The organism is Candidatus Flexifilum breve (assembly GCF_016713355.1).
Genome location: NZ_JADJPI010000003.1, coordinates 12,902 through 35,275 on the forward strand (window position 1 = coordinate 12,902; position 22,374 = coordinate 35,275).

20 protein-coding genes and 1 pseudogene are annotated in these 22,374 nt (G+C 61.7%); 6 read left to right on the forward strand and 15 right to left on the reverse strand.

Annotation, left to right across the window (positions count from 1 at the left end; translation table 11 throughout):
- Positions 1-18: 18 nt before the first annotated feature.
- From IPK17_RS00575 to IPK17_RS00610, 8 genes and pseudogenes are all read right to left on the reverse strand, one after another.
- Entirely contained in the window at positions 19-1,473 is a 1,455-nt protein-coding gene (locus IPK17_RS00575; protein WP_343415724.1) for a glycerophosphodiester phosphodiesterase, read from the reverse strand.
- The gene (locus tag IPK17_RS00580) at positions 1,464-2,552 is read right to left on the reverse strand and encodes an ABC transporter ATP-binding protein (protein WP_343415725.1); all 1,089 of its coding nucleotides are present in this window, start codon (positions 2,550-2,552) and stop codon (positions 1,464-1,466) included. The genes IPK17_RS00575 and IPK17_RS00580 overlap by 10 nt, the downstream gene beginning before the upstream one ends.
- Positions 2,536-4,131 carry an ABC transporter permease subunit gene (locus tag IPK17_RS00585; protein WP_343415726.1) on the reverse strand — a complete coding sequence of 532 codons (1,596 nt, stop codon included), beginning with the start codon at positions 4,129-4,131 and terminating at the stop codon, positions 2,536-2,538. The genes IPK17_RS00580 and IPK17_RS00585 overlap by 17 nt, the downstream gene beginning before the upstream one ends.
- Entirely contained in the window at positions 4,131-4,997 is an 867-nt protein-coding gene (locus IPK17_RS00590) for a carbohydrate ABC transporter permease (RefSeq protein ID WP_343415743.1), read from the reverse strand. Before IPK17_RS00590 ends, IPK17_RS00585 begins: the two co-directional genes overlap by 1 nt.
- Positions 4,998-5,205: 208 nt before the next feature.
- A complete protein-coding gene (locus tag IPK17_RS00595; protein WP_343415727.1) occupies positions 5,206-6,546 on the reverse strand; it encodes an ABC transporter substrate-binding protein in 1,341 nt (446 codons plus the stop codon).
- A 142-nt stretch (positions 6,547-6,688) separates the two neighbouring features.
- On the reverse strand, positions 6,689-6,988 hold the full coding sequence (locus IPK17_RS00600; protein WP_343415728.1) for an SEC-C metal-binding domain-containing protein: 300 nt from the start codon (positions 6,986-6,988) through the stop codon (positions 6,689-6,691).
- Positions 6,927-7,937, reverse strand: coding sequence for an anaerobic sulfatase maturase (locus IPK17_RS00605; protein ID WP_343415729.1), 1,011 nt, complete (start codon positions 7,935-7,937; stop codon positions 6,927-6,929). Before IPK17_RS00605 ends, IPK17_RS00600 begins: the two co-directional genes overlap by 62 nt.
- Positions 7,938-7,969: 32 nt before the next feature.
- Positions 7,970-9,592 (reverse strand): annotated as a pseudogene (locus tag IPK17_RS00610) (sulfatase).
- Between the two features lie 213 nt (positions 9,593-9,805).
- Here IPK17_RS00610 and IPK17_RS00615 point away from each other — a divergent pair.
- Positions 9,806-12,298 carry a WD40 repeat domain-containing protein gene (locus tag IPK17_RS00615; RefSeq protein ID WP_343415730.1) on the forward strand — a complete coding sequence of 831 codons (2,493 nt, stop codon included), beginning with the start codon at positions 9,806-9,808 and terminating at the stop codon, positions 12,296-12,298.
- Between the two features lie 282 nt (positions 12,299-12,580).
- Here IPK17_RS00615 and IPK17_RS00620 read toward each other — a convergent pair whose 3' ends face one another.
- Complete coding sequence (locus IPK17_RS00620) at positions 12,581-13,507, reverse strand: hypothetical protein (protein ID WP_343415731.1); 927 nt, start codon at positions 13,505-13,507, stop codon at positions 12,581-12,583.
- Positions 13,508-13,726: 219 nt separating this feature from the next.
- Between IPK17_RS00620 and hemC the strand changes: the two genes are divergently transcribed.
- Genes hemC through hemB form a run of 3 tightly spaced genes read left to right on the forward strand, consistent with a single transcriptional unit; the run spans position 13,727 to position 16,498 of the window.
- A complete protein-coding gene (gene hemC / locus IPK17_RS00625; protein ID WP_343415732.1) occupies positions 13,727-14,665 on the forward strand; it encodes a hydroxymethylbilane synthase in 939 nt (312 codons plus the stop codon).
- Entirely contained in the window at positions 14,662-15,474 is an 813-nt protein-coding gene (locus IPK17_RS00630; protein WP_343415733.1) for a uroporphyrinogen-III synthase, read from the forward strand. Before hemC ends, IPK17_RS00630 begins: the two co-directional genes overlap by 4 nt.
- Positions 15,464-16,498 carry a porphobilinogen synthase gene (gene hemB / locus IPK17_RS00635; RefSeq protein ID WP_343415734.1) on the forward strand — a complete coding sequence of 345 codons (1,035 nt, stop codon included), beginning with the start codon at positions 15,464-15,466 and terminating at the stop codon, positions 16,496-16,498. The genes IPK17_RS00630 and hemB overlap by 11 nt, the downstream gene beginning before the upstream one ends.
- 17 nt (positions 16,499-16,515) lie before the next feature.
- On the opposite strand, the gene IPK17_RS00640 is transcribed toward hemB, so the two are convergent.
- The 5 genes from IPK17_RS00640 to IPK17_RS00660 form a co-directional block, all read right to left on the reverse strand.
- Positions 16,516-18,174, reverse strand: a complete 1,659-nt coding sequence (locus IPK17_RS00640; protein ID WP_343415735.1) for an amidohydrolase — start codon at positions 18,172-18,174, stop codon at positions 16,516-16,518.
- A gap of 364 nt (positions 18,175-18,538) precedes the next feature.
- The gene (locus IPK17_RS00645) at positions 18,539-19,078 is read right to left on the reverse strand and encodes a carbohydrate ABC transporter permease (RefSeq protein ID WP_343415736.1); all 540 of its coding nucleotides are present in this window, start codon (positions 19,076-19,078) and stop codon (positions 18,539-18,541) included.
- Positions 19,014-19,415, reverse strand: coding sequence for an ABC transporter permease family protein (locus IPK17_RS00650; RefSeq protein ID WP_343415737.1), 402 nt, complete (start codon positions 19,413-19,415; stop codon positions 19,014-19,016). The genes IPK17_RS00645 and IPK17_RS00650 overlap by 65 nt, the downstream gene beginning before the upstream one ends.
- Positions 19,416-19,640: 225 nt before the next feature.
- The gene (locus IPK17_RS00655) at positions 19,641-19,805 is read right to left on the reverse strand and encodes an ABC transporter permease subunit (protein WP_343415738.1); all 165 of its coding nucleotides are present in this window, start codon (positions 19,803-19,805) and stop codon (positions 19,641-19,643) included.
- Positions 19,777-20,082 carry an ABC transporter permease family protein gene (locus tag IPK17_RS00660; protein WP_343415739.1) on the reverse strand — a complete coding sequence of 102 codons (306 nt, stop codon included), beginning with the start codon at positions 20,080-20,082 and terminating at the stop codon, positions 19,777-19,779. Before IPK17_RS00660 ends, IPK17_RS00655 begins: the two co-directional genes overlap by 29 nt.
- Positions 20,083-20,652: 570 nt before the next feature.
- On the opposite strand from IPK17_RS00660, the gene IPK17_RS00665 reads away from it, so the two are divergent.
- Positions 20,653-21,177, forward strand: a complete 525-nt coding sequence (locus IPK17_RS00665; RefSeq protein ID WP_343415740.1) for a hypothetical protein — start codon at positions 20,653-20,655, stop codon at positions 21,175-21,177.
- Positions 21,177-21,503, forward strand: coding sequence for a hypothetical protein (locus tag IPK17_RS00670; RefSeq protein ID WP_343415741.1), 327 nt, complete (start codon positions 21,177-21,179; stop codon positions 21,501-21,503). Before IPK17_RS00665 ends, IPK17_RS00670 begins: the two co-directional genes overlap by 1 nt.
- A gap of 114 nt (positions 21,504-21,617) precedes the next feature.
- Here IPK17_RS00670 and IPK17_RS00675 read toward each other — a convergent pair whose 3' ends face one another.
- Entirely contained in the window at positions 21,618-21,947 is a 330-nt protein-coding gene (locus IPK17_RS00675; protein ID WP_343415742.1) for a hypothetical protein, read from the reverse strand.
- Positions 21,948-22,374 lie beyond the last annotated feature (427 nt).

Genomic DNA, 22,374 nt, shown 5'->3' on the forward strand with positions numbered 1-22,374 from the left:
CTCGGTTGGTTTGCGGGGTTAAGGGCGCGGAATGACGAGCAGTTCCGGCTGATCGGAGCAGATGCCGTCCACGCCGAGCGCGGTCAGCGCGGCGATCTCGTGGGGGCGTTCTTCATGCCAGCACACGATGCCCAGCTCTTCGGCGCGCACACTGTTGATCCACGCTTCGGTGAGCAGCGCTGAGGGCGACTCAAAGCGCTCCCAGCACGGATGCACATAATCCGCTTTGACCGAACGTGCCAACAGCACGGGTTCGACGTTGGCGGACGAGAACAGGATCGACGTGACCGCTTCAGGCGCGTTCGCTTTGATTTCGGCGACGAGATCCGGGCGGAACGAGCCAAAGATGGCGTAGCGCAGCATCCCGGTCTCGCGCAGCACCGTCAGCACCGTCACCATCGCCCCCGGCGTAATCTCTTTGATGTCGAGGTACAGTCCCAGTTGGAGGTCAGAGCAGAGTTTGGCCATTTCTTCGAAGGTGAGCACCGGCTGACGGTCGGGCGGCGTGGCGGCGCGCAGTTCCGCCAGCGTCAAATCGCTGATGAGACCGGGCACACCGAACACGCGCATCAGGTCGGCGTCGTGCGCGATGACGGGCACATTGTCGGCGGTCACGCGAATGTCAACTTCGACCATATCCGCGCCGAGGTCTGACGCTTTCTCGACGGACGCGGTCGAACCTTCCTGCGCGTAAGCCGACGCGCCGCGATGGGCGATGCGCAGCGGTCGCCGTTGATTGGGCGGCAGGGTTGCGCGCAGATGCTCCGTCCACCAGTGGATACGCTCGGGAATCCACGCGAACAGCGTGCTCCACGGTACGAAGACCGCGGTGGCCAGGTCAAACTGCTGCGCGAAGTCGTAGCTTGGCATGAAGGCGAGGCGTTCGAGATACGCATGCACGAGATTGTTGTTCACGGGTAGGCGGTCGAGGATGCGACCCGCGAACAGCGGCGTCACGAGCACGCCCATGCTGCCGCTGCGCGGCCCACACGAGCGCTTCGTCTTCGCCTGGCGTTCGTGCAGCCACTCGATGACCGGGGCGAAGGCATGCTTGCCCGGTTCGGAGTACAGTGTGACTTGTCCCCCCTCAAACGGCACGCCGCCGTTGGCATCGACCATTGGATGCCAGTCACCATGCCAACTCGCCTCGGCGGCGATCACGTTTTCCGACGCGTCGAGGTAAACCCAGATGTGTTCCAGTTCGTAGAGATGCTGGATGTCCCAGTCCCACCAGATCGCGTATTCGACGGCGCACAGCGCGTTCGGCGGCAGAATGATGTCGCGCGGAAACGACGGTGATTTACCGCTCGCGCGTATGACCGTGTAACCGACGGCGAGCGGCAGGAACGGCTCACGTACGTCAAAGCGGAGCCGCGGTGCATGGCGCACGGCGAGATCGTAGTCGGCCTGCTCGGGGATCGCGCGGTCGAGCGTCTCGAAGTGGGCGTCGGGGGTGGCGTAGTTTACTGCCATAACAGCGACTGCTCCGTTTGCGGGTCGAAGAACTGCACGTTGGCGGTATCGAAGCGCAGACTCACCTGATCGCCAGGGCGAATGCGTTTTTCCGGCGCGGCCAGCACATATAGGTGCGTCTCGCCGATGACAACATCCAGCATATCATCGCGCCCGAGCGGTTCGACAATGTAGACCTCGCCTTGCACATCGCCATCTTCTGCCGCCCCCTCGGCGAGCTCAATGTCTTCGGCACGGATGCCGAGCTTCACTTTTCGGGTGCGCGCTGCCGCTGTCCCGCGCGCCGCGGGGATGGTCAGCTTGAGCTGGTCGTTCTGCGCCATAAACTGCTCGCCGCTGGCCGTGACTTCCACATCGAAGATGTTCATGGGCGGGTTGCCGATGAACCCGGCGATGAACAGAGTTTTTGGACGGTCGTACAGGTCTTCCGGTGTGTCGAAGGCTTGCAGTTTGCCGCGGCTCATCACGGCGATGCGGTCGGCCATGGTCATGGCTTCCGTCTGGTCATGGGTGACGAACACGGATGTGATGCCGAGCCGCTTTTGCAGGTGCTTGATTTCGCCGCGCATGGTCAGGCGTAGGCGGGCGTCGAGGTTGGAGAGCGGTTCGTCAAACAGCAGAATGTCCGGCTCTTTGACGAGCGCCCGCCCCAGGGCGACGCGCTGCTGCTGCCCGCCGGACAGTTGACCGGGGCGGCGATCCAGTAGTTCGCCAATGCCCATGACTTCGGCGATGCGGCGCACGCGGGCTTCCTGGTCGCGCCGCGCGACTTTCTTGAGTTTGAGCGGGTAGGCGATGTTGGCGAACACGGTCATGTGCGGGTAGAGCGCGTAGCTCTGGAACACCATGCCGATGTTGCGTTCGCGCGGCGGCACTTGATTGACCACGCGCTCGCCAAAGCGGATCACGCCGCCGCTCGGCTTGTAGATGCCCGCGAGCATGAGCAGAGTCGTGGTCTTGCCGCAGCCCGACGGCCCGAGGAAGGCGACGAATTCGCCATCGCGGATGTGCAGGTTGAGGTCGTTGACGGCGGCCACTTCGCCAAAGGATTTGCTTAAATGATCAATTTTGACTTCCATCTATGAACTTCCCTTGGTTCCACCGGCGTAGATATTCAGCAGGTATTCTTGCGCGAAGACGAAGAAGATGAAGATCGGCAGCAGTTGGAACAGCCCGACCGCCGCCACCTGATTCCAGTTGATCGCGGCGACTTCGCCAGTCAATTGGCGGATGTAGACGGGCAGCGTTGATACCCCCGTGCCGACGCTGTAGGTCGCGGGGGATCAGGTAGGCATTCCAACCGTTGATGAACGAGAAGATGCCGAGCGCCAGCAAGCCGGGGCGAATCTGCGGCAGGATGATCTCGTAAAACGTACGCCAGCGGGACGCGCCGTCGATGAGCGCCGAGCGTTCCATATCCCACGAGATGTTGTCGAAGAAGCCTTTCATCAGCCACACGCCGAGCGGCAGCTCAAACGCGATCATCACCAGCGCGATGCCGCCTACGGTGTTATAGCCGACCAGATCGCCGATGATGGGCAGGCGGCTCAGGTTGATCAGCACGAGGAAGATCGGGATTAGCAGTGTGACCGCCGGGAACCCGTGCAGGATGAGCGTCATGGACAGGAACGTTTGCCGACCGGGGAAGTTCATGCGCGCGAGCGCATACCCGGTCATCGAACACACGAGCAGCGACGAAAGCGTCATGACCACCGCGACGATCAATGAGTTGAGCGTGACGGCGTAAATGTTCGCCGTCGGGCCGCCGATGATTGCGCCTTGTAGGAAGTTCCAGTTGGCGAGCGTCCACCCGCCGAAGTTGCCGTTGGCGTCGACGGGGACGAGCCCCTGCGTGCGCACGGAGAACGTCGCAATGATCAGCCACAGGTAGCCGACGAACAGCGGCACGAGCATGCTCGCGAGCACCAGATGGGGTGTCCAACCGGAGGGGATGATCAGCGCGACCGTCGCGAGCGCCAGCGCGATCAGCAGGCCACGCACCAGCCCGGTGGTGTCGGTCTGGCTGATGAGCGCGACGCTGACGGGGATTTGCAGTTCTTCGCCCGCGCGGGTGAGGCGCAGGCGCAGCGTATCGTCGATTTGCGCTTGCGCGATGAGCGTTTGCAACTGCTCCAGCGTGACGGGGTCGCGGCGCAGGGCGGTGATGACGTCACCGGGGAGGAGTCCCGCCGCTTCCGCCGGGCCGCCGGGAATCAGGTCGACGACTTCAATGCCGGCGTCGGTTTGGCGCATGGTGAACCCGAGCGTCGGCGCTTGGCGGAAGACGCCCGACCCGGTGGTCGCCTGATAGCCGATGAGCAAGCCATAGGCGATCCCGGCGATCAGCCAAGCGGCGATCAGCGCGGCGACGAACTGCCGCCGCGACCGACGCGCGCCCGCACCCCCAGCGATACAGGCGGCGGTCGGCAGCAGGCCGATGAGCAGGGTGGCCAAGGTTTGGGTGAAGTTCTCTTCCACGTCGCCGCCTTGCAGCGCGGGACGGAAAAACCACGTCAGGAAGGCGACCGCGACCAGCAGCACCAGCGTCGTGATGACCGCAAAGCGCAGCCCGCGCCCAAAACCGCCGATCAGCGCGCCGCTGAAGGATGGCGGCGGTTGGATGAGCGCGGAGCTGGGTGTCAGCGTATTGGTCGTCATCAGAGCACCTCAATCTTAGGTTCGCTCACCAGTTCGCGGAAGCGGAACACGCGCATGTAAACGATAGCCAGCACCACGCCAATCGCCACGAGGACGACCGCGAACGCCGAGCCATAGCCCCACTGGGCATTGCCAAAGTAGTTCGACAGCGCGCGGTGATACGCGGTGAGCGCCCAGACCTCCGTCTCGTAGATGCCCGGCCCGCCGTTGGTGAGCAGCAGAATTTGCTCAAATGAGGTGAGCAGGGAGAGCGTTTGATACGTCACGACGAACAGCAGCGGCCAGCGCAGCATGGGCAGAATCACATAGCGAACGCGCTGCAGCAGCGTCGAACCGTCGACCAGCGAGGCGTTGAGCAGGTCTTTCGGGATGGCTTCAATGGCCGATGTGAAGATGATCATGCCGAACGACAGACCGATGAAGCCGTTGACAAGGATCACGAAGGTCCACGGGTCTTCCGCCGCATAGACGACGGTCGGCTGTCCCAACAGAATATTCACCTGATTCAGAATGCCGTACGGCGGTTCCGCAATGATGCGCCGCCACATCAACACGTAGACTGACCCGGAGGTAATGCGCGGGAGCAGCCACAGCGCCCGGTAGAAGAACCCGGCGCGGCGGTTGACATGCACGGTGAGCAGGGCGACCAGTAAAGCAGCGCCAATATTGAAGAGTGACAGCGTCACGACCACATAAAAGACTGTATTGAACAGAATCTTTTTGGCAAAAGCATCATTGAGGAGCGTCGCATAGTTTTGCAGCCCGATGAAGTTCATCTGACTGATGTCCGACGTGAAATTGGCCGTCGAGAGATCGGTCAGGCTGAGATACACAACCAGAATCGCCGGGATGATGAAGAACAGCACCGCCAAGAATGATCGCGGGCGTCATGAACCCATAAGCGATCAGATTGGCTTGAAGCGCGCGGAGTCGGCTGCGGGCTGGGACTGCGGAAGAGGTATTGAACTCAGAAACACGTTCAGTCATAGAGCTTCCACACGTTGTGAACACACAGGCACAGGGGTGACCGGGGGCAGACGAGCCGCCCCCGGCCAAGGAAAATCTGAGTATGAATTAGCGGATGGTGATCTGGTCGCCCAGTTCGCTGGTCAGTTGATCGACGGCCAATTGCACAGCCGCATCCGGCGCCGTATCAGCGGCGGCCGCCTGAACAGCCGTCCACCACGCATTTGACCACGCCGTCCAACCGGGGTCGTTCGGGATGGCGGTGGTGTGATCGAGCATGTAGTGCGCCTGGCTGATCGCCGGGTTGCCCACATAGTCGTCCGATTCGAGCTGCGTGTTGAGGATGCCGAGGTGGAAGCTGTCGATGGCGTGGCGGTTGTTCGCTTCCGGCGTGGTGACGGCGGCGATCAAGGCCATGGCGACATCCGGGTGTTCGCTGCTGCTGCTGATCATGTAGGAGAGCGGGTGCGTCAGGGTGATCGGCCCGACTTCGTCGTTCAGTGCCGGGAACAGCATCAGGCTCATGTTTTCGAGCAGATAGTCATTGCCACCGCGATCTGCCACGAAATTGCGCGCCCAGTTCGCCCAGTTCCACGTGCCGCCCTGATAGAACAGGACGCTTTCCGCGGTCGCCACGTCGGCATGCAGGATGTTGCCGTCGATGCCGATCATGTCGGGGCGGGTGATGCCGGAGTCGCTGAAGCTGGCGATGAGTTCGAGCGCGGACTGCGCCGCGGCGGTATCGAAGACCAGCTTGCCTTCGTCGTCGAGCACCTGACCACCTTCGCCGTAGTACCAAATCAACCAGTCAGGGCCATTGCTCTGGCGATGATAGAAACCATGACCTTCTTCGACCACGCCTTCGTCAACTGCTTGCTGGGCGGTGGCGACGAGATCCGCCATCGTGAATTCGCCGTCAAGTACGCGCTGAGGCAGCGAGTCGATTTCTTCCTGCGACCAACCGAGGTCGGCGAGCAGCAGTTTGGAATAGAAAATCGGGCGGGCTTCCGCGTCCTGCGGCACGCCCCACGTCTGGCCGTCCCACATCTGCGAGTCCCACAGGGTTGGCACGACATCCGCGAATTCAGGGTGCGCGGCGATCAATTCGTCGAGCGGCATGATATAGCCCGCGGGCGCCCACGCGCCGATGTCTTCGTGACCGGAGAGGATGATATCCGGGGCTTCGCCTGCTTCCGAGGCGAGCACGAATTCGTTCTTGTATTCACCCCAGTCTTTGTCGTCCTGAATGAGAGTCAGGTCAAGCTGAATGCCGAGGGCGGCTTCGACCTGTTCTTCGACCTGCGCAAAATTGTCGCAGCGCCAGCCTTCACCACCGTTGGTGTTAGCCTTGCAGCGGATCGTCAGCGCGATGGCGTCCTGCGCCATCACGAAGCTGGTGCTCACGACGAGCAGGCTCAGAATTGCCAGCAATACAACGAATTTCTTCATCTCTCTAGCTCCTATGTGAAATAACCGACACGCTGTGTAGCCGTTGGTCAGTGTACCCGGTGAGTGTAAACGACGTTTGGTTACGTGTCATCTAACGTTCTTTTAACTATAGATTATGGATTGACGCTGTTTGGGTTAATCGTTACATGACTCGCCTCCCGTGACACTTCTTGAATTTCAAACCGCTGCCACACGGACAGGGATCGTTGCGTCCCGTGTGCGCTAAGCGTTCGCGAAGTTCGGCATCCCGGCGCGCCATGGTAACCATGATGCTCGCGGGCGGTCGCTGCCGGGTGAGTTCCGCCGCCATGTACTCCATCGCGGGGCGGATGTGTTCGAAGAAGGCTTGATAGCCTGCACATAAATAGTTCAAACCCGCTTCACCATCTGGCGTTACGTTGAAGCGGTCTTTGGGGCAGCCCCCATGACATACAAAGCGCACCGAGCAGTCCCGACAGTAGCGGGGCAAGCTGTCCCGTTTGGCCGCGCCGAACGCGCTGTTGGTCGCTCACCGCGATCGCGCTCAGCGGTACATCGACGATGTTGCCGACGAGATGCTGCGGTTCGACGAAGTGATCGCACGAATATACGTCGCCGGTGTGCTCCATGGCCAGCGCCGCGCCGCACGTCTCTTCAAACACGCACAGCCCCGGCGCATCCCCGACCCACGCCGCTAACGCCACGTCGAACATCTGCACGTACACCTGACCGACATCGTGGCGTACCCACTCTTCGAACACGTCGATGAGGAAGCGACCGTAACCCGCTCCGCTGACGGAACGCGCGGTTACGTGGTTGGCCTCCTGCCATTCGAGGTGTTCGACGATCGGTATAAACTGAATATAGCGGATACCGACCTCATCGCGCAAGAAACGATAGACTTCCAGTCCGTGATTTTCGTTGGCGGCGTGCACGGTGGTCAGCACATTGAACTCAACGCCGTGCTGCTGGAGCAGGCGCACGCCGCGCAGCACGCGGTCAAAGGTGGGCTGACCACCTTTGTCGACGCGGTAGTGATCGTGCAGCGCGCGCGGCCCGTCGAGGCTGATGCCGATCAGAAAGTCATGCGCTTTGAAGAACGCGCACCACTCGTCGTCGAGCAGCACGCCGTTGGTTTGCAGCGAGTTCTGGATGTGTGTGCCCGGTTTGCGGTACTGCTGCTGGTAGCGGATGGCCTGCCGGAAGAAGTCCAACCCCATCAGTGTAGGTTCGCCGCCCTGCCACGTGAACGTGATCTCACGGGCGGTCTGCGCCTCGATGAACTGGCGCGTGTATTCCGCCAGCAGCGTGTCCGCCATGCGGTGATCGCTGTCGGGGTAGAGGCGCTCTTTCGCCAGATAGTAGCAGTAGGCGCAGTCGAGGTTGCAGACGGCGCCGCGCGGCTTGGTCATCACATGGAAGGCGTGGGGCTGTGTGCTGATGCTTAACCCTCCTGATTTGAGAGTCCCAGACGGGTGAATTGTTCAGCGGGCGCATCGTTGCGCCGCAGTAGGTCGATCAGAAGCTCAACCATGCGCGCCTCGATCTCGGCATTTTGAAGCGGTTGCAGTTGTCCGGGATCGGTCTGTACATCGAATAACATGGTCGCGAGCTCGGTCGGTTCGCCCCACGGGCGACCGGGCAGGCGCAGCACCGGGCAGCCCTTGGTGAAGGTGAACGGCGGCGCGAGCGCGGCGTTTTGCAGTTCGGTCGGCGTGAAGCGCGTACGGATGTGCGTGGGCATGAGCGTATATTCGTAGAGCGGTTGATTGCCGGGCATGGGCGCGCGCATATAGACGTAGTGCCCGTCGGTCACATTGATGTGGCCGCCAAACGCGCCAAAGAGCGCGGCTTCGCGCACAGGCTGGTCCTCGACGATGGTCGCGCGCAGCGAGCGACCTTCCATATCTGCGGGCAGCGGCACACCGAAATAGTCCAGCAGCGTGGCGGGCAAATCGATCAACTGGACGAGGCTGTTGCGCCGTTCGTCGGCTGTGCCGCAGCGCGGATCCCAAATGAACAGCGGCGTATGCGCGTTTTCGTTGTACCACGGCGCGACGTTTTTGCCCCACCAGTCGTGTTCACCGAGCAGCAACCCGTGATCGGTACATACGATGAGCAGCGTATCGCGCCACAAATCGAGTTCATCCATCACATCTAGCAAGCGCCCGAGCTGATCGTCGCAGTAGCTGACGAGCGCGGCGTACTCATTGCGCAGGTGGTGCACCGCTGTGACATCTTCCGTAACGCGCCCATACGAAATCCAGTCGAGCAGCGGACCGTCGTATTCGTCCGGTTACAGGTCTTTGTAAGCCTGATGCGTGAAGAATGGCTCATGTGGATCGAACGTTTCGAGGTGCAGAAACCACTGATCTTCGTGCTGATTGTTGCGGATGAACTCGATGCCCTGCGAGAAAGTCAGGGCCTGCGGCTGCGTCTCCGGCGTGGGCATATACTGGCGGTTGATGAACTCCTGCGTCCACATGCGGTTGTTCTGATTACGCTCCATGCGGCGCGTCACGGGCGGAATGGCGAACGGCGGATTGACGAAGCCTTTCCAGTTGTCGCCTTCCTGCCCACGGTTGAATTCCCACGAGTTGTAACGCGTGTGGTAGGTCGCGCCACCATCTTCGAAGTAATGCGTGTGGTCGGTGACGAGGTGCGTATACACGCTATTCGCGCTCAGCAGCTCCGGCATGGAGTCGTCGAAGGGTTCGAGCGGCCCCCAACTGCGATGCATGAAGTTGTAGCGTCCAGTATGGAATTCACGGCGGGCGGGCATACACGGCATACTGCCGATGTAGCAGTTGTCGAAGGTTACGGTGCGGCGCGCGAGGCGTTGAAAATTCGGGGCATGGACCCAATCGCCGCCGTAGGGTGGCAGCATGCGGCGATTGAGCGAATCGAACATGAGCAGAACAGCTTTCACGAGCGCTTTCCTGTTCGGTGGATGGGTCAGCAAACCGCTGAAACGCGGCAGGTTTGCCCTCAGTATAACCAGTTTTTGTGGGCAGCTGACAAGACTTGCTGGGCGGCTAGTGATTGTGCCCAACCTTCCACACACCATCCGGTAGCGCTTGCCGCATTTGGGCAGTCGTGCTAGCCTGATTCATAACTATTGTGCGGCTGACAACCTCATCGGACTGATAACTTCATGCGACCGAGACCTCTGTGGATTTCACTTGTCCTTCTTTTTCTTTTTTCACTGGTTAGCCTGCCAACCGCAGCCCAGACCGAGCCCGTCAGGTTCACCACCTACGATAGTCTGTTAAGCTTTACGTTGCCCGCCGATTGGGTGGTCGACACAGAGGCTGATGCCAGTGGCAGCGGCTTCTTCAGCGTGGCCAGCTCGGAGCGCGCGCTGCGCGTCATCCAGAACAACGGACGGCAGCAGAGCACGAACGAGCCGCTGCCCGCGGGCGAAATCGGCTTTCTGGCGCTGCGCTGGCCGTATCTCGTGGATGTGTTCGGCCTCGGGCAGCCCGGCACGCCGCTCGTGGATGTTCTGCAGACGATGTTTGGCGAACAGCTCGCCACTCTCGGTGTGGCGCTGGAGAGCACGACCATCGGCGAATACCCGGCGGCGACGTTCTTTGCCGCCGATGAGCGCAGCGCGGGCGCGATCTATGCGCTGGATCTCGGCGTGGGCGGCACTTTGGTGCTGGCCTTTAGTGCCGCATCTGAGGCCGACTATCGGGTCTGGGAACCCACGCTGCTCGACCTGATGGCATCGATTGACGTTGGTGGGGATGCGGTCGTGCATTATCTTCCGAGCGGGGTGTTTAGCCAGCGGTGGAGCCCCGACAGCCAGACCTATGCACTGGCGGCGCGCTATCCGCTTGGCGAGCAGCCGATATCAGTAGCGCTGTACGACCGCGCGGGCGTTCAGTTAGCCGAAGTCGCCGGGTTAGGCGTCAGTTGGAACAGCGACGGCAGTCAGGCGGCGCTGTTTGGCGATGCGCGTAGTTCCGCCGTGCCGATCATTGATACGGCGACCGGGAAAGCGCTGTTCACGCTTGGTACCGGTGCGTCGTCCGTGCGCTGGAGTCCGGATGATCGCTTCATCGTCGCGGGTGATCTGCGGCAGGCGCTGCGCATCTGGGATGCGGCGACAGGTCAGCAGTTGGCCAGTCTCGACCCCGCGCAGACGTGGGCGTTCAGTCCGGATGGCACACGCCTCGCGGCATGGGATATAGCAGGCGGCACCGTACGCGTGATTGATTTGGGCACCGCTTCCGAAATCTGGACGGCGGCGCGCGCGTCACAGTTTTTTACCACCATTCCCGAAGTGAGCTGGTCGCCGGATGGCGCGTTGCTGTTCACCGTTGCGCCGGATGGGACGCCGACGCTGCTGGACAGCGCGACCGGGGCCGTCGCCGCCAGCTTCCCGCCATCAGCGGGTATGGAATTCGTATCACCCCTGTGGCGCGCGGCGGGATTAGTGCTCATCTACCGGAATGCGGAGTGCCGCGCAGGCGATTGCCGTTCGGAAGTGGTGGCGCTGGACAAGAATGGCGTGGAACGCGCGCGCATCACGCAGTCGGACGCGGTGACGGCGGTGCTCTGGAACGCAGATGGTTCGCAAGTGGTGACGGCCACCAGCTTCGAGGCATTGACGGTCACCACGTGGGATGTGGCGACGGGGGCGGCGCTGTGGACGACCACGTTAGATGGTGCATTGTCCACGTTTATCAACCCGCGCTGGGTAGGTGACCACCTGCTGATGGAGACGCGCTCGGAGCGGACACCTCTGCTCAATGCGGCGACGGGGGATGTCATCGCCGTCAATGAGCATGGCGGGCCGATCAGAGACGTGCTGCTCAACGCCGACCAGTCACAGATGCTCGTTGTCGGCAGTTCGCTGGTGCGCGTTCGCGCAGTTGGCGACGGGGCGCTGCTCATGACGTTGCCCCATACCCTTGAGGTGATCGAGGCGGCGTGGTCGACGGATGAAACCCTCATCTTCACGACGACGGAGGGTGGGACATTCACGGTCTGGGATGCGGAAACGGGACGCATGTTGACCCGCATTGAGGATCGGTCGAGTGTGGTTGCTACTAACTTGTCGCTGTTCGCGGCGGTCAGTCCAGATGGGCAGCAGGTGAGCACTTATCTGAGCGGGTCGCCGTATGTGCGCGTATGGTCAGTGGCGTCGCGCGTTGACGAAGCGCGGGCGCGCATCGCGGGGGAGACGCAAACAGTCGAAAACCTCCTTGATGCGAGCGATGCTGCCTTTGATGCCCAAGACTACGAGACGATGATCACCGTCTGCTTGAGCGCATTGGACATCGATCCGGACAACCTGATTGTCCATAACTCATTGGCGGTCGCTTACTATCTGTCGGGCGAACTAACCCGAGCCGTCGACACGCTGCGTGCTGCCATCGCGATCGATCCGACGTATATCCGCAGTTACCGCAACCTCGGGGACATGTACCGCCGCGAAAATTCCCTCCCTGCCGCCCGGAGTGCATACGAGGACGGTTTGAACGCCTCGACCACCGACCCTGACCGCGCCTTCTTCAATAATCGCATCGGCTTGACGTATGCCACCACTGACGATTACGCGCAGGCGGCGCAATACTTCACGCGGGCGTTGGAACTTGATCCGACGGTGCCAATTTATTTCCGTAACCGCGGCTACATGAACTATGAGCAAGGCGAGGCTTTCTACGCGCAGGCGATGGCTGATTTCGAGCGCTTCGTCGAACTGGCGGGCGCGGACGCCGACGCCGAAACGGTCGATTTGCTGGCGACGCTGCGCGGAGATTAGCAGTCTGGGGGCTTCTCCCCACGGAGACTAAGGCGTCGACACTTGGTTTACAGGACGGATCTGTAGGAGCGACGCTTGAGGGTGTTCAAAAGTATCCCTTTAAAGGCTTTGCAATCGCCAGCGGACGCGATAAATCGTGTCCCTACGAAAACAAATTTGGCTTGGCAAACGATGTTGTCTCCCCTCCCCAAATTCGGGGAGGGGCCGGGGGTGGGGTCGGAATCTGACCTTTTTCAACACTCTCTTGCCTCGCCCATAAACGGGAGGGGCGGTTGACTTGGCTTACTCCGGAATGCCTAAATCCGCCACGCCCGTGTTCGACGTGCTGAACTGCGCTCCGCTCCGCGCCAGATGCTCCATGCCGATGAAGGCGCGGCGGACGCGCTCTTTGCCCGTCGAAATCGCGGCGTTTTCGAGGTGAATCCCGCTCGGGTAGATGTTGGGGGCGTTCCGCAGCCCGAACTTGAGGTAGATCGGTGCGCCGACGCGCACAATTTCCGCCAGCTCGTGATAGCGTGTGAAGCCGCCCAGACCGTCCGGCCCTTCGATGTACAGATCGATGGGGATAGAGAGCACCTGTCGTAATGCCGCCAACCGGGCCAGCGAAATATCGGACGCGACGTTGATGGTGTTCAGCCCGGCGTCTTCCAGCATTTTGATGCCAATGGGGTTGGCGACGCCCATCAGCGCCGAGCCTTTCATGATCAGGTTTTTCGGCAGTAGACCCCGTTGCCGAGCTTGATTCACCAGCCAGATCAACCCTTCGTCGGCGGGGAGCACGCTGCGAATGCCGAGATCGCAGGCGCGTTCGACATCGTTGTAGCCATACGTCAGTTGATCCATGCCGAGATGCCGCCAACCGAAGATCTTACCATCCGGCGTGAGCGGAATTGCGCTGCCTTCCCACGGCGCGCGCGGGCCAACGAACAGGCAGACTTCAATGCCCGCTTCCCGCCCTAAGCGGCCCATCTCGCGGATGTCGGCATCCGTCAGCAGCATGATGCCGCTGCCCTGCGACACCCGGTGGATGGTCAACCCGAACGAGCGCGCGGTGTCCAACACCGCCTGCAGAGCGGCGGGGCCTTCGACGCTGGGAATCTCGACGCGATACTGCGCGCCATCCGGGAAGCGGTGCGGCGATGTGGGCAGATCATGCCGATCTCCCTCCGGCAGCCCTAGATCGCGCAGTAGTTGTTGGACGTGTCCCACGATGTTTTGTCCTTCCAAAAGTGGAGTTTATGGCGCGTAATTATGGTCGCAGATGCCCGCGCCGCCAACCGAATTCGCCGGTTCGGCACATTTCGAACCGCCACAGCCAGCGCTTCTGGTTGTATGATAGTTCCCACCTGCACAGGTTCGGCATGATTCTCACCGCAGTTCCCCGGCGTCCATACCGCGCGGGTGGTCAATGCCGCTAGAACAGGACGTATGGATACGATTGAAGCACTGAAATTTGGTACGCGCGGCTCCGAGCTCGCACTGTGGCAGACGCGGCATGTGATGGCGCTGCTCCAGGCGGCTCAGCCAACGCTGCGCACGAGCTACGAGATCTTCAAGACGCACGGGGATCGCGTGTTGGATACGCCGCTGCCGCTGCTCGGCGGCAAGGGGGTGTTCACGGCGGAATTGGAAGCTGCGCTGCGCGACCGACGCATCGACTGCGCGGTCCACAGCCTGAAGGATCTGCCGACTGAACCGCCGCCCGGCCTGGTGATTGGCGCGCTGACACCGCGCGAAAACCCGGCGGATGTACTGATCAGCCGCCGGGGCTACACGCTGGCGACGCTGCCCCACCGCGCCATGGTGGGGACGAGCAGCTACCGCCGCGGCGCGCAGCTGCTGCACGTGCGCCCTGACCTCAAACTAGTCGATATTCGCGGCAACGTCGATACCCGTGTGCGCAAAGCCCTCGCCGCAGACAGCGAGTATGACGCTATTGTGCTGGCCTACGCCGGACTGCATCGATTGGGACATGAGGCGGTGATCACGCAGATTTTGGAACTCAACGTGATGCTGCCCGCGCCGGGACAGGGGGCAATTGCTGTGCAGACGCGGGACGACGCGGCGCTGGTGCACCTGTTAGCGCCGATTCAGCATGCCGAGACGGCGCTGGCGGTCACCGCCGAACGCGCCTTTCTGGCCGGGTTAGGCGGCGGGTGTTCGCTGCCCGTTGCGGCGTATGCGCGCCGTGATGGCGCTGTGCTCCACTTACGGGGGCGTGTGTCAGCGGTCGATGGTACGCAGCAAATGGATGTCGAAGCGTCCGCCTCGGTCGAGGATGAGCCCGCCGCCGCCGTGTTTGGTCGGTCACTGGCGCAGACCGCGCTGGATCAGGGGCTGCGGGCGTTGTTGGAGCGGCGACCATGAGCGACGGGCTAAAGGGCAAACGGATTGTCAATACGCGGGCCTCGGTGCAAGCGAGGGGGCTGGATGATCTGCTGCGTGCCCACGGCGCGATCCCGATCAGCTACCCGTGTCTGCGGATTGTGCCCCCGGACGATCTAGCACCGCTTGATTTGGCACTCCGCGAACTCACCGCCGGACAATTCGATTGGCTCGTGCTGGCGAGTGCGAACACGGTACAAGCCTTGCGCGTACGACTGGATGTACTTGGCTTAAGCCTGGCTGCGGAGTCGTGGCGCGTGGCGGCGATTGGCCCCGCGACCGCCGCTGCCGTCCATGAATTGCTGGGGATCAGCGGAGTTACTGTGCCGGGTGAGTATCTCACCGAAGCCTTAGCTGATCACCTGCCGCTGAAACCGGGCGCGCGAGTGTTCCTGCCCGCCTCGACCTTAGCTGAGCCGCTGCTCGCCGAGCGGTTGACCGCCCGCGGCGCGACCGTCTGCGTGGTCGACGCCTATCAAACCGTGTGCGGCGATGGTGGCGGTGATCTGGCGGAGTCGCTGAGGCAGCGGCGCATCGATGCACTCACTTTCACCAGTTCCTCGGCGGTCAGGTGTTTCGTCGAGCGTCTCAAGGCTGAGTGCGCGAGCATCGAGTCGGTGTGCGAGCTGTGCGCCGCATGTATAGGCCCGCGAACAGCCGCCACAGCGCGGGCGGCGGGCTTTCGGCAGGTCATTGTCCCGGACGCGCACACCCTCACGGGGCTGCTGCAGGCCCTTACCGACTATTTCAGTCCAGCCAGACAACAGGAAATACGATTCGATGGAACTTGAACACAAGTCATCGCCGTCCGCCGGAGCAGTCCGTCCGCGGCGCTTACGGCGCACTGCTGCGCTGCGCCGCATGGTGCAGGAAACACGTTTGTCCCCGGACGACTTCATCTACCCGCTGTTCATCCGGCATGGGCACGACCTACAGCTGCCGATCCGGTCGATGCCGGGGCAGTCGCAGTGGTCGGTGGACCGAGTGACGGAGGAAGCGCGCAGCGCCTATCGTTTGGGCATTCCCGCCGTGCTTCTGTTTGGCATCCCCGAAAGCAAAGATGCCTGCGGGAGCGACAATTACGACCCGAACGGCATCATCCCGACCGCGATTCGCGCGATCAAAGACGCGGTGCCAGAGATGATCGTCATCTCGGATATGTGCTTCTGCGAGTACACGGATCACGGCCACTGCGGCATCATCAATCAACCGGGGGAGGCGCACTATAACCCGCGTCTGCCGGAAGGTTATCTGCTTAACGACCCGACGCTGGAACTGCTGGCGCGGGCGTCGGTGGTGCACGCCGAAGCGGGCGCGGACATGATCGCGCCATCGGGGATGCTCGACGGGATGGTGCGGGCGATCCGCACCGGATTGGATGCGCACAGCCTCGATCATGTAATGGTGCTGAGCTATGCGGCCAAGTACGCCAGCGGCTTCTACGGCCCGTTCCGCGAAGCGGCGGAAAGCCCACCGCAGTTCGGCGACCGCAGCGAGTACCAGATGAACTCAGCTAATCAGCGCGAAGCCCTCAAAGAGGTGGCGCTGGACGTGGCCGAAGGCGCGGACATGATCATGGTCAAGCCCGCGCTGCCGTATCTGGATGTCGTGAGTGCGGTGCGCCAGGCGCACAACCTGCCCGTCGCCGCGTATCAGGTGAGCGGCGAATACGCGATGCTGCACGCGGCCGCCGCCAACGGCTGGCTCGATCTACGCCGCTGTGCCCTCGAAACGCTGACCAGCATCAAGCGGGCGGGCGCAGATCTCATCGTGACGTACTTCGCGAAAGAGGCCGCGCAGTGGCTCGCCGAATGAAGGCGGCGCGCTTGACCCTAAGCTTCGTAGGTGATCTGCCCATCGCAGATCGTCAGCATAGGGCGCACCTTCGTGATCTCTTCCGGCGGCGTGGCGAACAGATCCGCTGAGAACAGCACGAGATCGGCGAGCATGCCGACCTTGACTTGCCCGCGGGCGTGTTCCTGAAACTCGGCATACGCGCCTTCGCGGGTGTACGAAATGAGCGTATCTGCCAGTGACTGCCGGTGATCGAATGCGCCCGGCCCCCAAGTGCGACGGTTGAGCGCGGCGTGCATGCCGATCATCGGATCGGGTGTGACGACCGGCCAGTCGCTGCCAAAAGCGAGATGCGCCCCCGCGCCGCGCACGTTCTGCCACGCGAAGCTGCGATCCCAACGTGCCGCGCCGACACGGCTGGGGAACAGCTCGTGTGTCTGCGGGTAGGTGATCGGGCTGTGGTAAGGCTGCATCGATGCGACCACGCCGAGGCGAGCGAAGCGTGGTAGGTCGTCCGGATGCACGCATTCGATATGCTCGATGCGGTGGCGGCTGTCACGTATACCGTTCGTTTGAGCCGCGAGTTCATAGCCGTCGAGCGTGCGGCGCACTGCTGCATCGCCGATGGCATGCACCGTGATTTGCAGCCCACGCGCGTCGCATTCCTGCGCAAGCCAGTTGAAATGATCGGCGCTGTAGAGCGCGTCACCGGCCCAACCGGGACGATCCGCGTAATCGTCGAGCATGAGCGCCGTCCATGACTCCATCACACCATCCATGAACAGCTTGACGCGCCCCGACCGCAGTTTCTCGCTCTGGAAGCGCCGCGTCATCTCGACTGCTTCCTGCAAATCCTCGACCGTCGTCGTCGGGAAGATGCTGTAGGGGATGTTAACGCGCACACTCAGGTCGCCGCTGTCTTCCATCGCCGCGTAGAACAACCCCTGTTCCAGATCGCCATCCATGTTGTGCACACTGGTGATGCCGAGGCTGGCGCTCAGTTTCAGCCCTTCGAGCAGCCATCTGCGTTCGCGTACGGCGTTCAGTTTGACTGCGCCTGCCGTTCCGTTGATCAAGCCTTTGACCGTGCGTCCCCAGGCCTCAAAATGGCGCAGCACAACCGCATACGCCGCGGGTTCGACCAGTTCACCCGTGGCGAGACCGTCATCCCCCATGAGAATCTCGCTGTTCGGCCCGGTGACCGCACCGTGCAGCACGCCCGCGATCTCTAGGGCGCGGGTGTTGCCCCATGCCGTGTGGTGGTCATAGCCCATGATAAGCAGCGGACGATCCGGCAGCATCGCGTCGAGGTGCTGGCGGGTCAGGCGTTCGCCGGGGGGCAGGATTTCGTAGCGGAACTGCACGCAGTTGACCGATTCTTCGTCGGGGTGGGCGGCGGCATAAGCACGCACGAGTTCGCTGACATCGGCCAGCGACTGCGCGTCCCATAACTGCACATGTCCCAGCTCCATCGAGCCGAAGAACAGATGATAGTGGCTGTCGACGATGCCCGGCGTCAGCGATGCCTGCCCACCGTCGATCACACGGGTGGTCGCCGTGCGCCAGTGCTCCGCTTCGGCGTTCGAGCCGATGAAAGCGATCCGGTTGCCGTGCAGACCGACCGCTTCCGCCCAAGGTCGCGTTGGGTCGGCGGTGAAGATGCGCGCGTTACGAATCAGCAGTGTGTCGCTGGCCATGAATCGTGACTCCTTACGTTTTCGGTCAGCGGGTGAGTATACAGCGGAGTCGTTTGAGCTAGTAGGTTCTGACCTCACCCCCGAAAAGAGGAGAGGGGAACCAACGAGGGTATCTTGAAAGCGCACAAACACCCCGAAGAGGTATTTGTAGGCACGAGGCATGAAGTCATTTCAGAATCGGCATTTTGTCTAACCTCACCCCTAAATCCCTTCTCCCAAGGGCGAGGGGACTTAAGAACTCCGCACACCTCCCCTTTCCTTTAGGAGAGGGGTCGGGGGTGAGGTTGGATAGTTTCACCAATTATGAAATAGCCTCATGGCTCGTCCCTACGATGAAACGTCTTAAGGGACTGGTACTTACCCCTTAAATCCGCTGAGGGTGAAGCCGCGGACGACCCAGCGCTGCAGGAACAGGTAGACGACGAGAATCGGCATGACGATCAGGGATCGACGCGGCCATCTGCAAGCCGAGGTCGCTGGTGTGGCGGTCGTTGTACCACGTCAAAATGATGGGCAGCGTGCGCACATCGACATCCTGTAAGACAATCAACGGCCACAGGTAAGCGTTCCAGTTGGAGATGAACACCAGGATCCCGAACGTCGCCAGCGCAGGCAACACCTGCGGGATGACGATGCGTGCGTAGATCGTCCATTCGGATGCGCCATCGACCCGCGCCGCATCGAGGAGTTCGTCGGGGATGCTCTGCATGAACTGGCGCATGAGGAAGATGCCGAAGGCGTTGAACCAGCTCAGAGCGACCAGACCGAGCAGGTTATTGGTCAGGTTGAATTGGAGCGAATCAGGTACGACGGGATCATCGTGAGCTGAAACGGGATCATCAGCGTGGCGAGGATGTAGGCGAACAGCACGCGCTTGAAGCGAAATTCGAACTTTGGCGAACACGTAGCCGAACAGCGAACTTGGTGAACGTGTGGATTACCACGTTGCTGAGCGCGACGAACAGGCTGTTCGCGTAAAACCGCGCCAGCGGCAGCGACGGGTCGCTGAAGATCGTCTGGTAGTTACTGAACGTGAACTCACGCGGCAAAAACGTACGCTGTGCCGGGTCGATGATCTCGGCGTGCGTCTTGAACGAGGCGAGAATCGTCCAGACAAATGGTGTCACGGTGAGGATGCAGCCAATGATCAGCACGGCGTAGATCAGCGTGCGCCCGCCGGCGGTTGATCGCCTGCGACAGTCGATTGGGCGGTTGAACCTCGGAGGTAAGAGCGCAGGCATCGGCTAGTACTCCCAGTTTGAACGCAGCACGCGGGTCTGCACGACGGTCAGCAGCGCGACGATCACGAACATGGCGACCGACATGGCCGCCGCCCAGCCCATCTTTTCGGAAGCGGAACGCGCTCGTAGATGTCAGGACGAGCACGCGCGTCTGCCCGATACGCCCAGCCCGCCCTGCGTCATCACCTGAATTGAGATCGAAGACCTGAAACGACGAGATGACCGTCAGCACGGAGGTGGCGAGATCGTCGGGCGCAGCAGCGGCAGCGTGATCGACCAGAAGACCTGCAGCGGTGACGCGCCATCGACGCGCGCGGCTTCTTTCAGCGTATCGGGGATGCTTTGCAGTGCGGCGATGAGATTACCAGATTGTAGCCGAAGTCCTGCCACAGGTAGCGATCACTGACGGCGAACAGCGCCGCTGGAACCCCAGCACATTGGCGCGCGGGTCTTGCAGCCAGCCGATGGGCGTCACGCCGAAATTCGACAACACGTCATTGAGCAGGCCGTACTGCTGGTTGTAGATATAGCCCCACATCACGGCCCGCCGACCGACGAGGTCACGACGGGGGAGGAAGTAGATCGTGCGGAAAATCGTCTTGAAGACGCGATGCACCGACTCGATCATGGTGGCGAGCGGGATGGTGATGAACAGGTTGAGCGACACGACCAGCAGCGTGAACGCCAGCGTGTTCTGCAGGCTGTTCTGAAGATCAAGCCGTCGCGACCTTCGCCTGTGATCATCGTCTGGAAATACTGCAAGCCGACGAACGGATTCTCACCACCCAAGCCGAGGATCGGTCCGCCGAAGCGGCGCGGGCTGTAGTCAGAGCGAGCAAAATCGCCCACGCCAAGGGCAGTGCGCTCAACAGCAGCAGTAGAAGGTCAGCGGCGTGATCGTCCCGGCGACGAAGCCATAATGCCGCAGCATGGTTTGCTGCGCGGTTTGATTGAGAGCCAGAGGACGCGAGCAGCACCAGCCCCTAACATGCTGAGCCAGGTGGCGGCGTCCGGCAGCAGGGGCACGAGCAGCGCCAGGATCAGTCGCCCGAAGATCTGCCCGGAGGCGGTGCCGAGCACCAGCCCGAGCAGCGCGCCGCGCCACGGCAGCGGTGCCGGTGGTCGAAGATCGGTGGGGTGATGGCACTGCCGGTACCGCGCAGATCACCAACCAATACAGCGTAAATGGCTGGAGATCCGATCAGATCCGTGGCGTCCTCCGAGGTCTGCGGATGAAATGGTGAGAGCACCGCGTCAATTCGGCGCAGCGCTCACGGACATGGACGGCCTACTGGAAGGTCGCGTTGGCGTCTTCCTCGATGAGGATCAGCGCCTCGTCGACGGACATGACGCCTTGCAGCGTATCCAGAATATACGGATAGATGATGTCATAGAAGACGAGATCGCGGTCGGGCATGTCGCCAATATAGCGACCCGAGGCCAGCAGCGGGAAGACCGAGTCGAGCCACGGCGCTTCGGCCAGAATGGCGCCGCGCGTGGTTTCATCTTCGACCAGCGACCGCAGCGCGGGGATGGTGTGCGAGTGCAGGTTCCAGCCGAGCGCGTTGTCGGCGTTGGCGGTCGCAAAGGCGACGAAATCCCACGCAGTTTCCGCGGCAGGGCTGTTCGCGAGACGCCAGACCCCAACCAGGTCGGCGGCGAACGCCAGGTCGCCGTTGAAGCTGGGCAGCGCGACATAGCCAAATTCGCCGAAATCTGGGAAGTCTTCGCGCAGGTAACGCCCACGGGCCGATCAGCGTGATGGCTGCCTGGGTGAGTGAAGAAGGCGTTGCCGCCCCAGTTGGCCGTATCGTTGGAACAGCACCGGGTCGACGATCCTTCTTCGACCATGCGCACCATCTGGTTGAGCGTGGCGCGCGCGGCGTCGGTATCAAACGTGAAGGCGCTGCGATCTTCATTCCAGTAGTCGCCGCCATTCTGCAGAATCCCCGCAAGGAAGCTGAAGGTGATCGCGTCGGCGTTGGTGAAGTGATACCCGGCACGCTCATCAGACCATTGTCGCCGGTTTGCGCCAAGGCCTTGGCATCGCTGATAAAAGCTTCCCAGTCTGTCCACGCGGGTGGGTAGGTCAGACCAGCGGCTTCGAACAGCGCCGGGTTGACCAGCACCGCGCCGTATTCCATGTTGAATTCCTGCGGCAGCCCGTACATTGTCGGCGCAGGTGTAGCCGTCAATGCAGCATCAGAAAACGCTGGTATCGACCAGACCGGCGGGCATCGGGGCGAGGCGGTCGGAATAGCTGCACCCACGAACCGAAGGTTCGAGGATATCGGCCTCATTGCCAGCGGGCGGGGCCGTTTGCAGCGTCTGGATGTAGAGCTCGTATTCGAAGGTTTCCAGCTCAATGCTGACGTTGGGGTGGGCCGCTTCATAGGCGTCGATGATGGTTGCGGGCCCTCGTTGAAGGCGCTTTTTCCTGATGCGCCCACAACCGCAGGGTGACGGTGTCCTGCCGGAGACGGCGCTCACCGCAATGAGCAGCAAGATCATGACCAACAATAGTTTCTTCATGACTGCAATCCTTTCACAACAAGACTAATGGCAACAAACCAGACGATGACCTCGTGCGGCCTCAACCAAGAGCGGAGGCCGCACGACTTGATCCGATTACGCGGACGATCCGGGTCGAGACCCTTCCAGCGTGGCACGGTGATAGGCGAGGCTTTGCAGGATCAGGGCGCGAAGACCAGCGAACTCGCCTCCGGCAGGCGCAGTGGTCGAACTCGGCCTGCGTGCCGATAGTGAACTCTCGTCGCGCCCCAATGCTTCCATCTCGTCAGCACGGCGCGTTCGGCGATGGCGGCATTTTCGCTCAGCAGGCCGACGACGACCGTTTCGGCGTCACCATCGACTTCGGCCCGTGCCGGAATTCCAGTGTATGGAAGGCTTCGGCGTGGGTGAGCGACATTTCTTTCATTTTGAGCATGGCTTCGCAGGC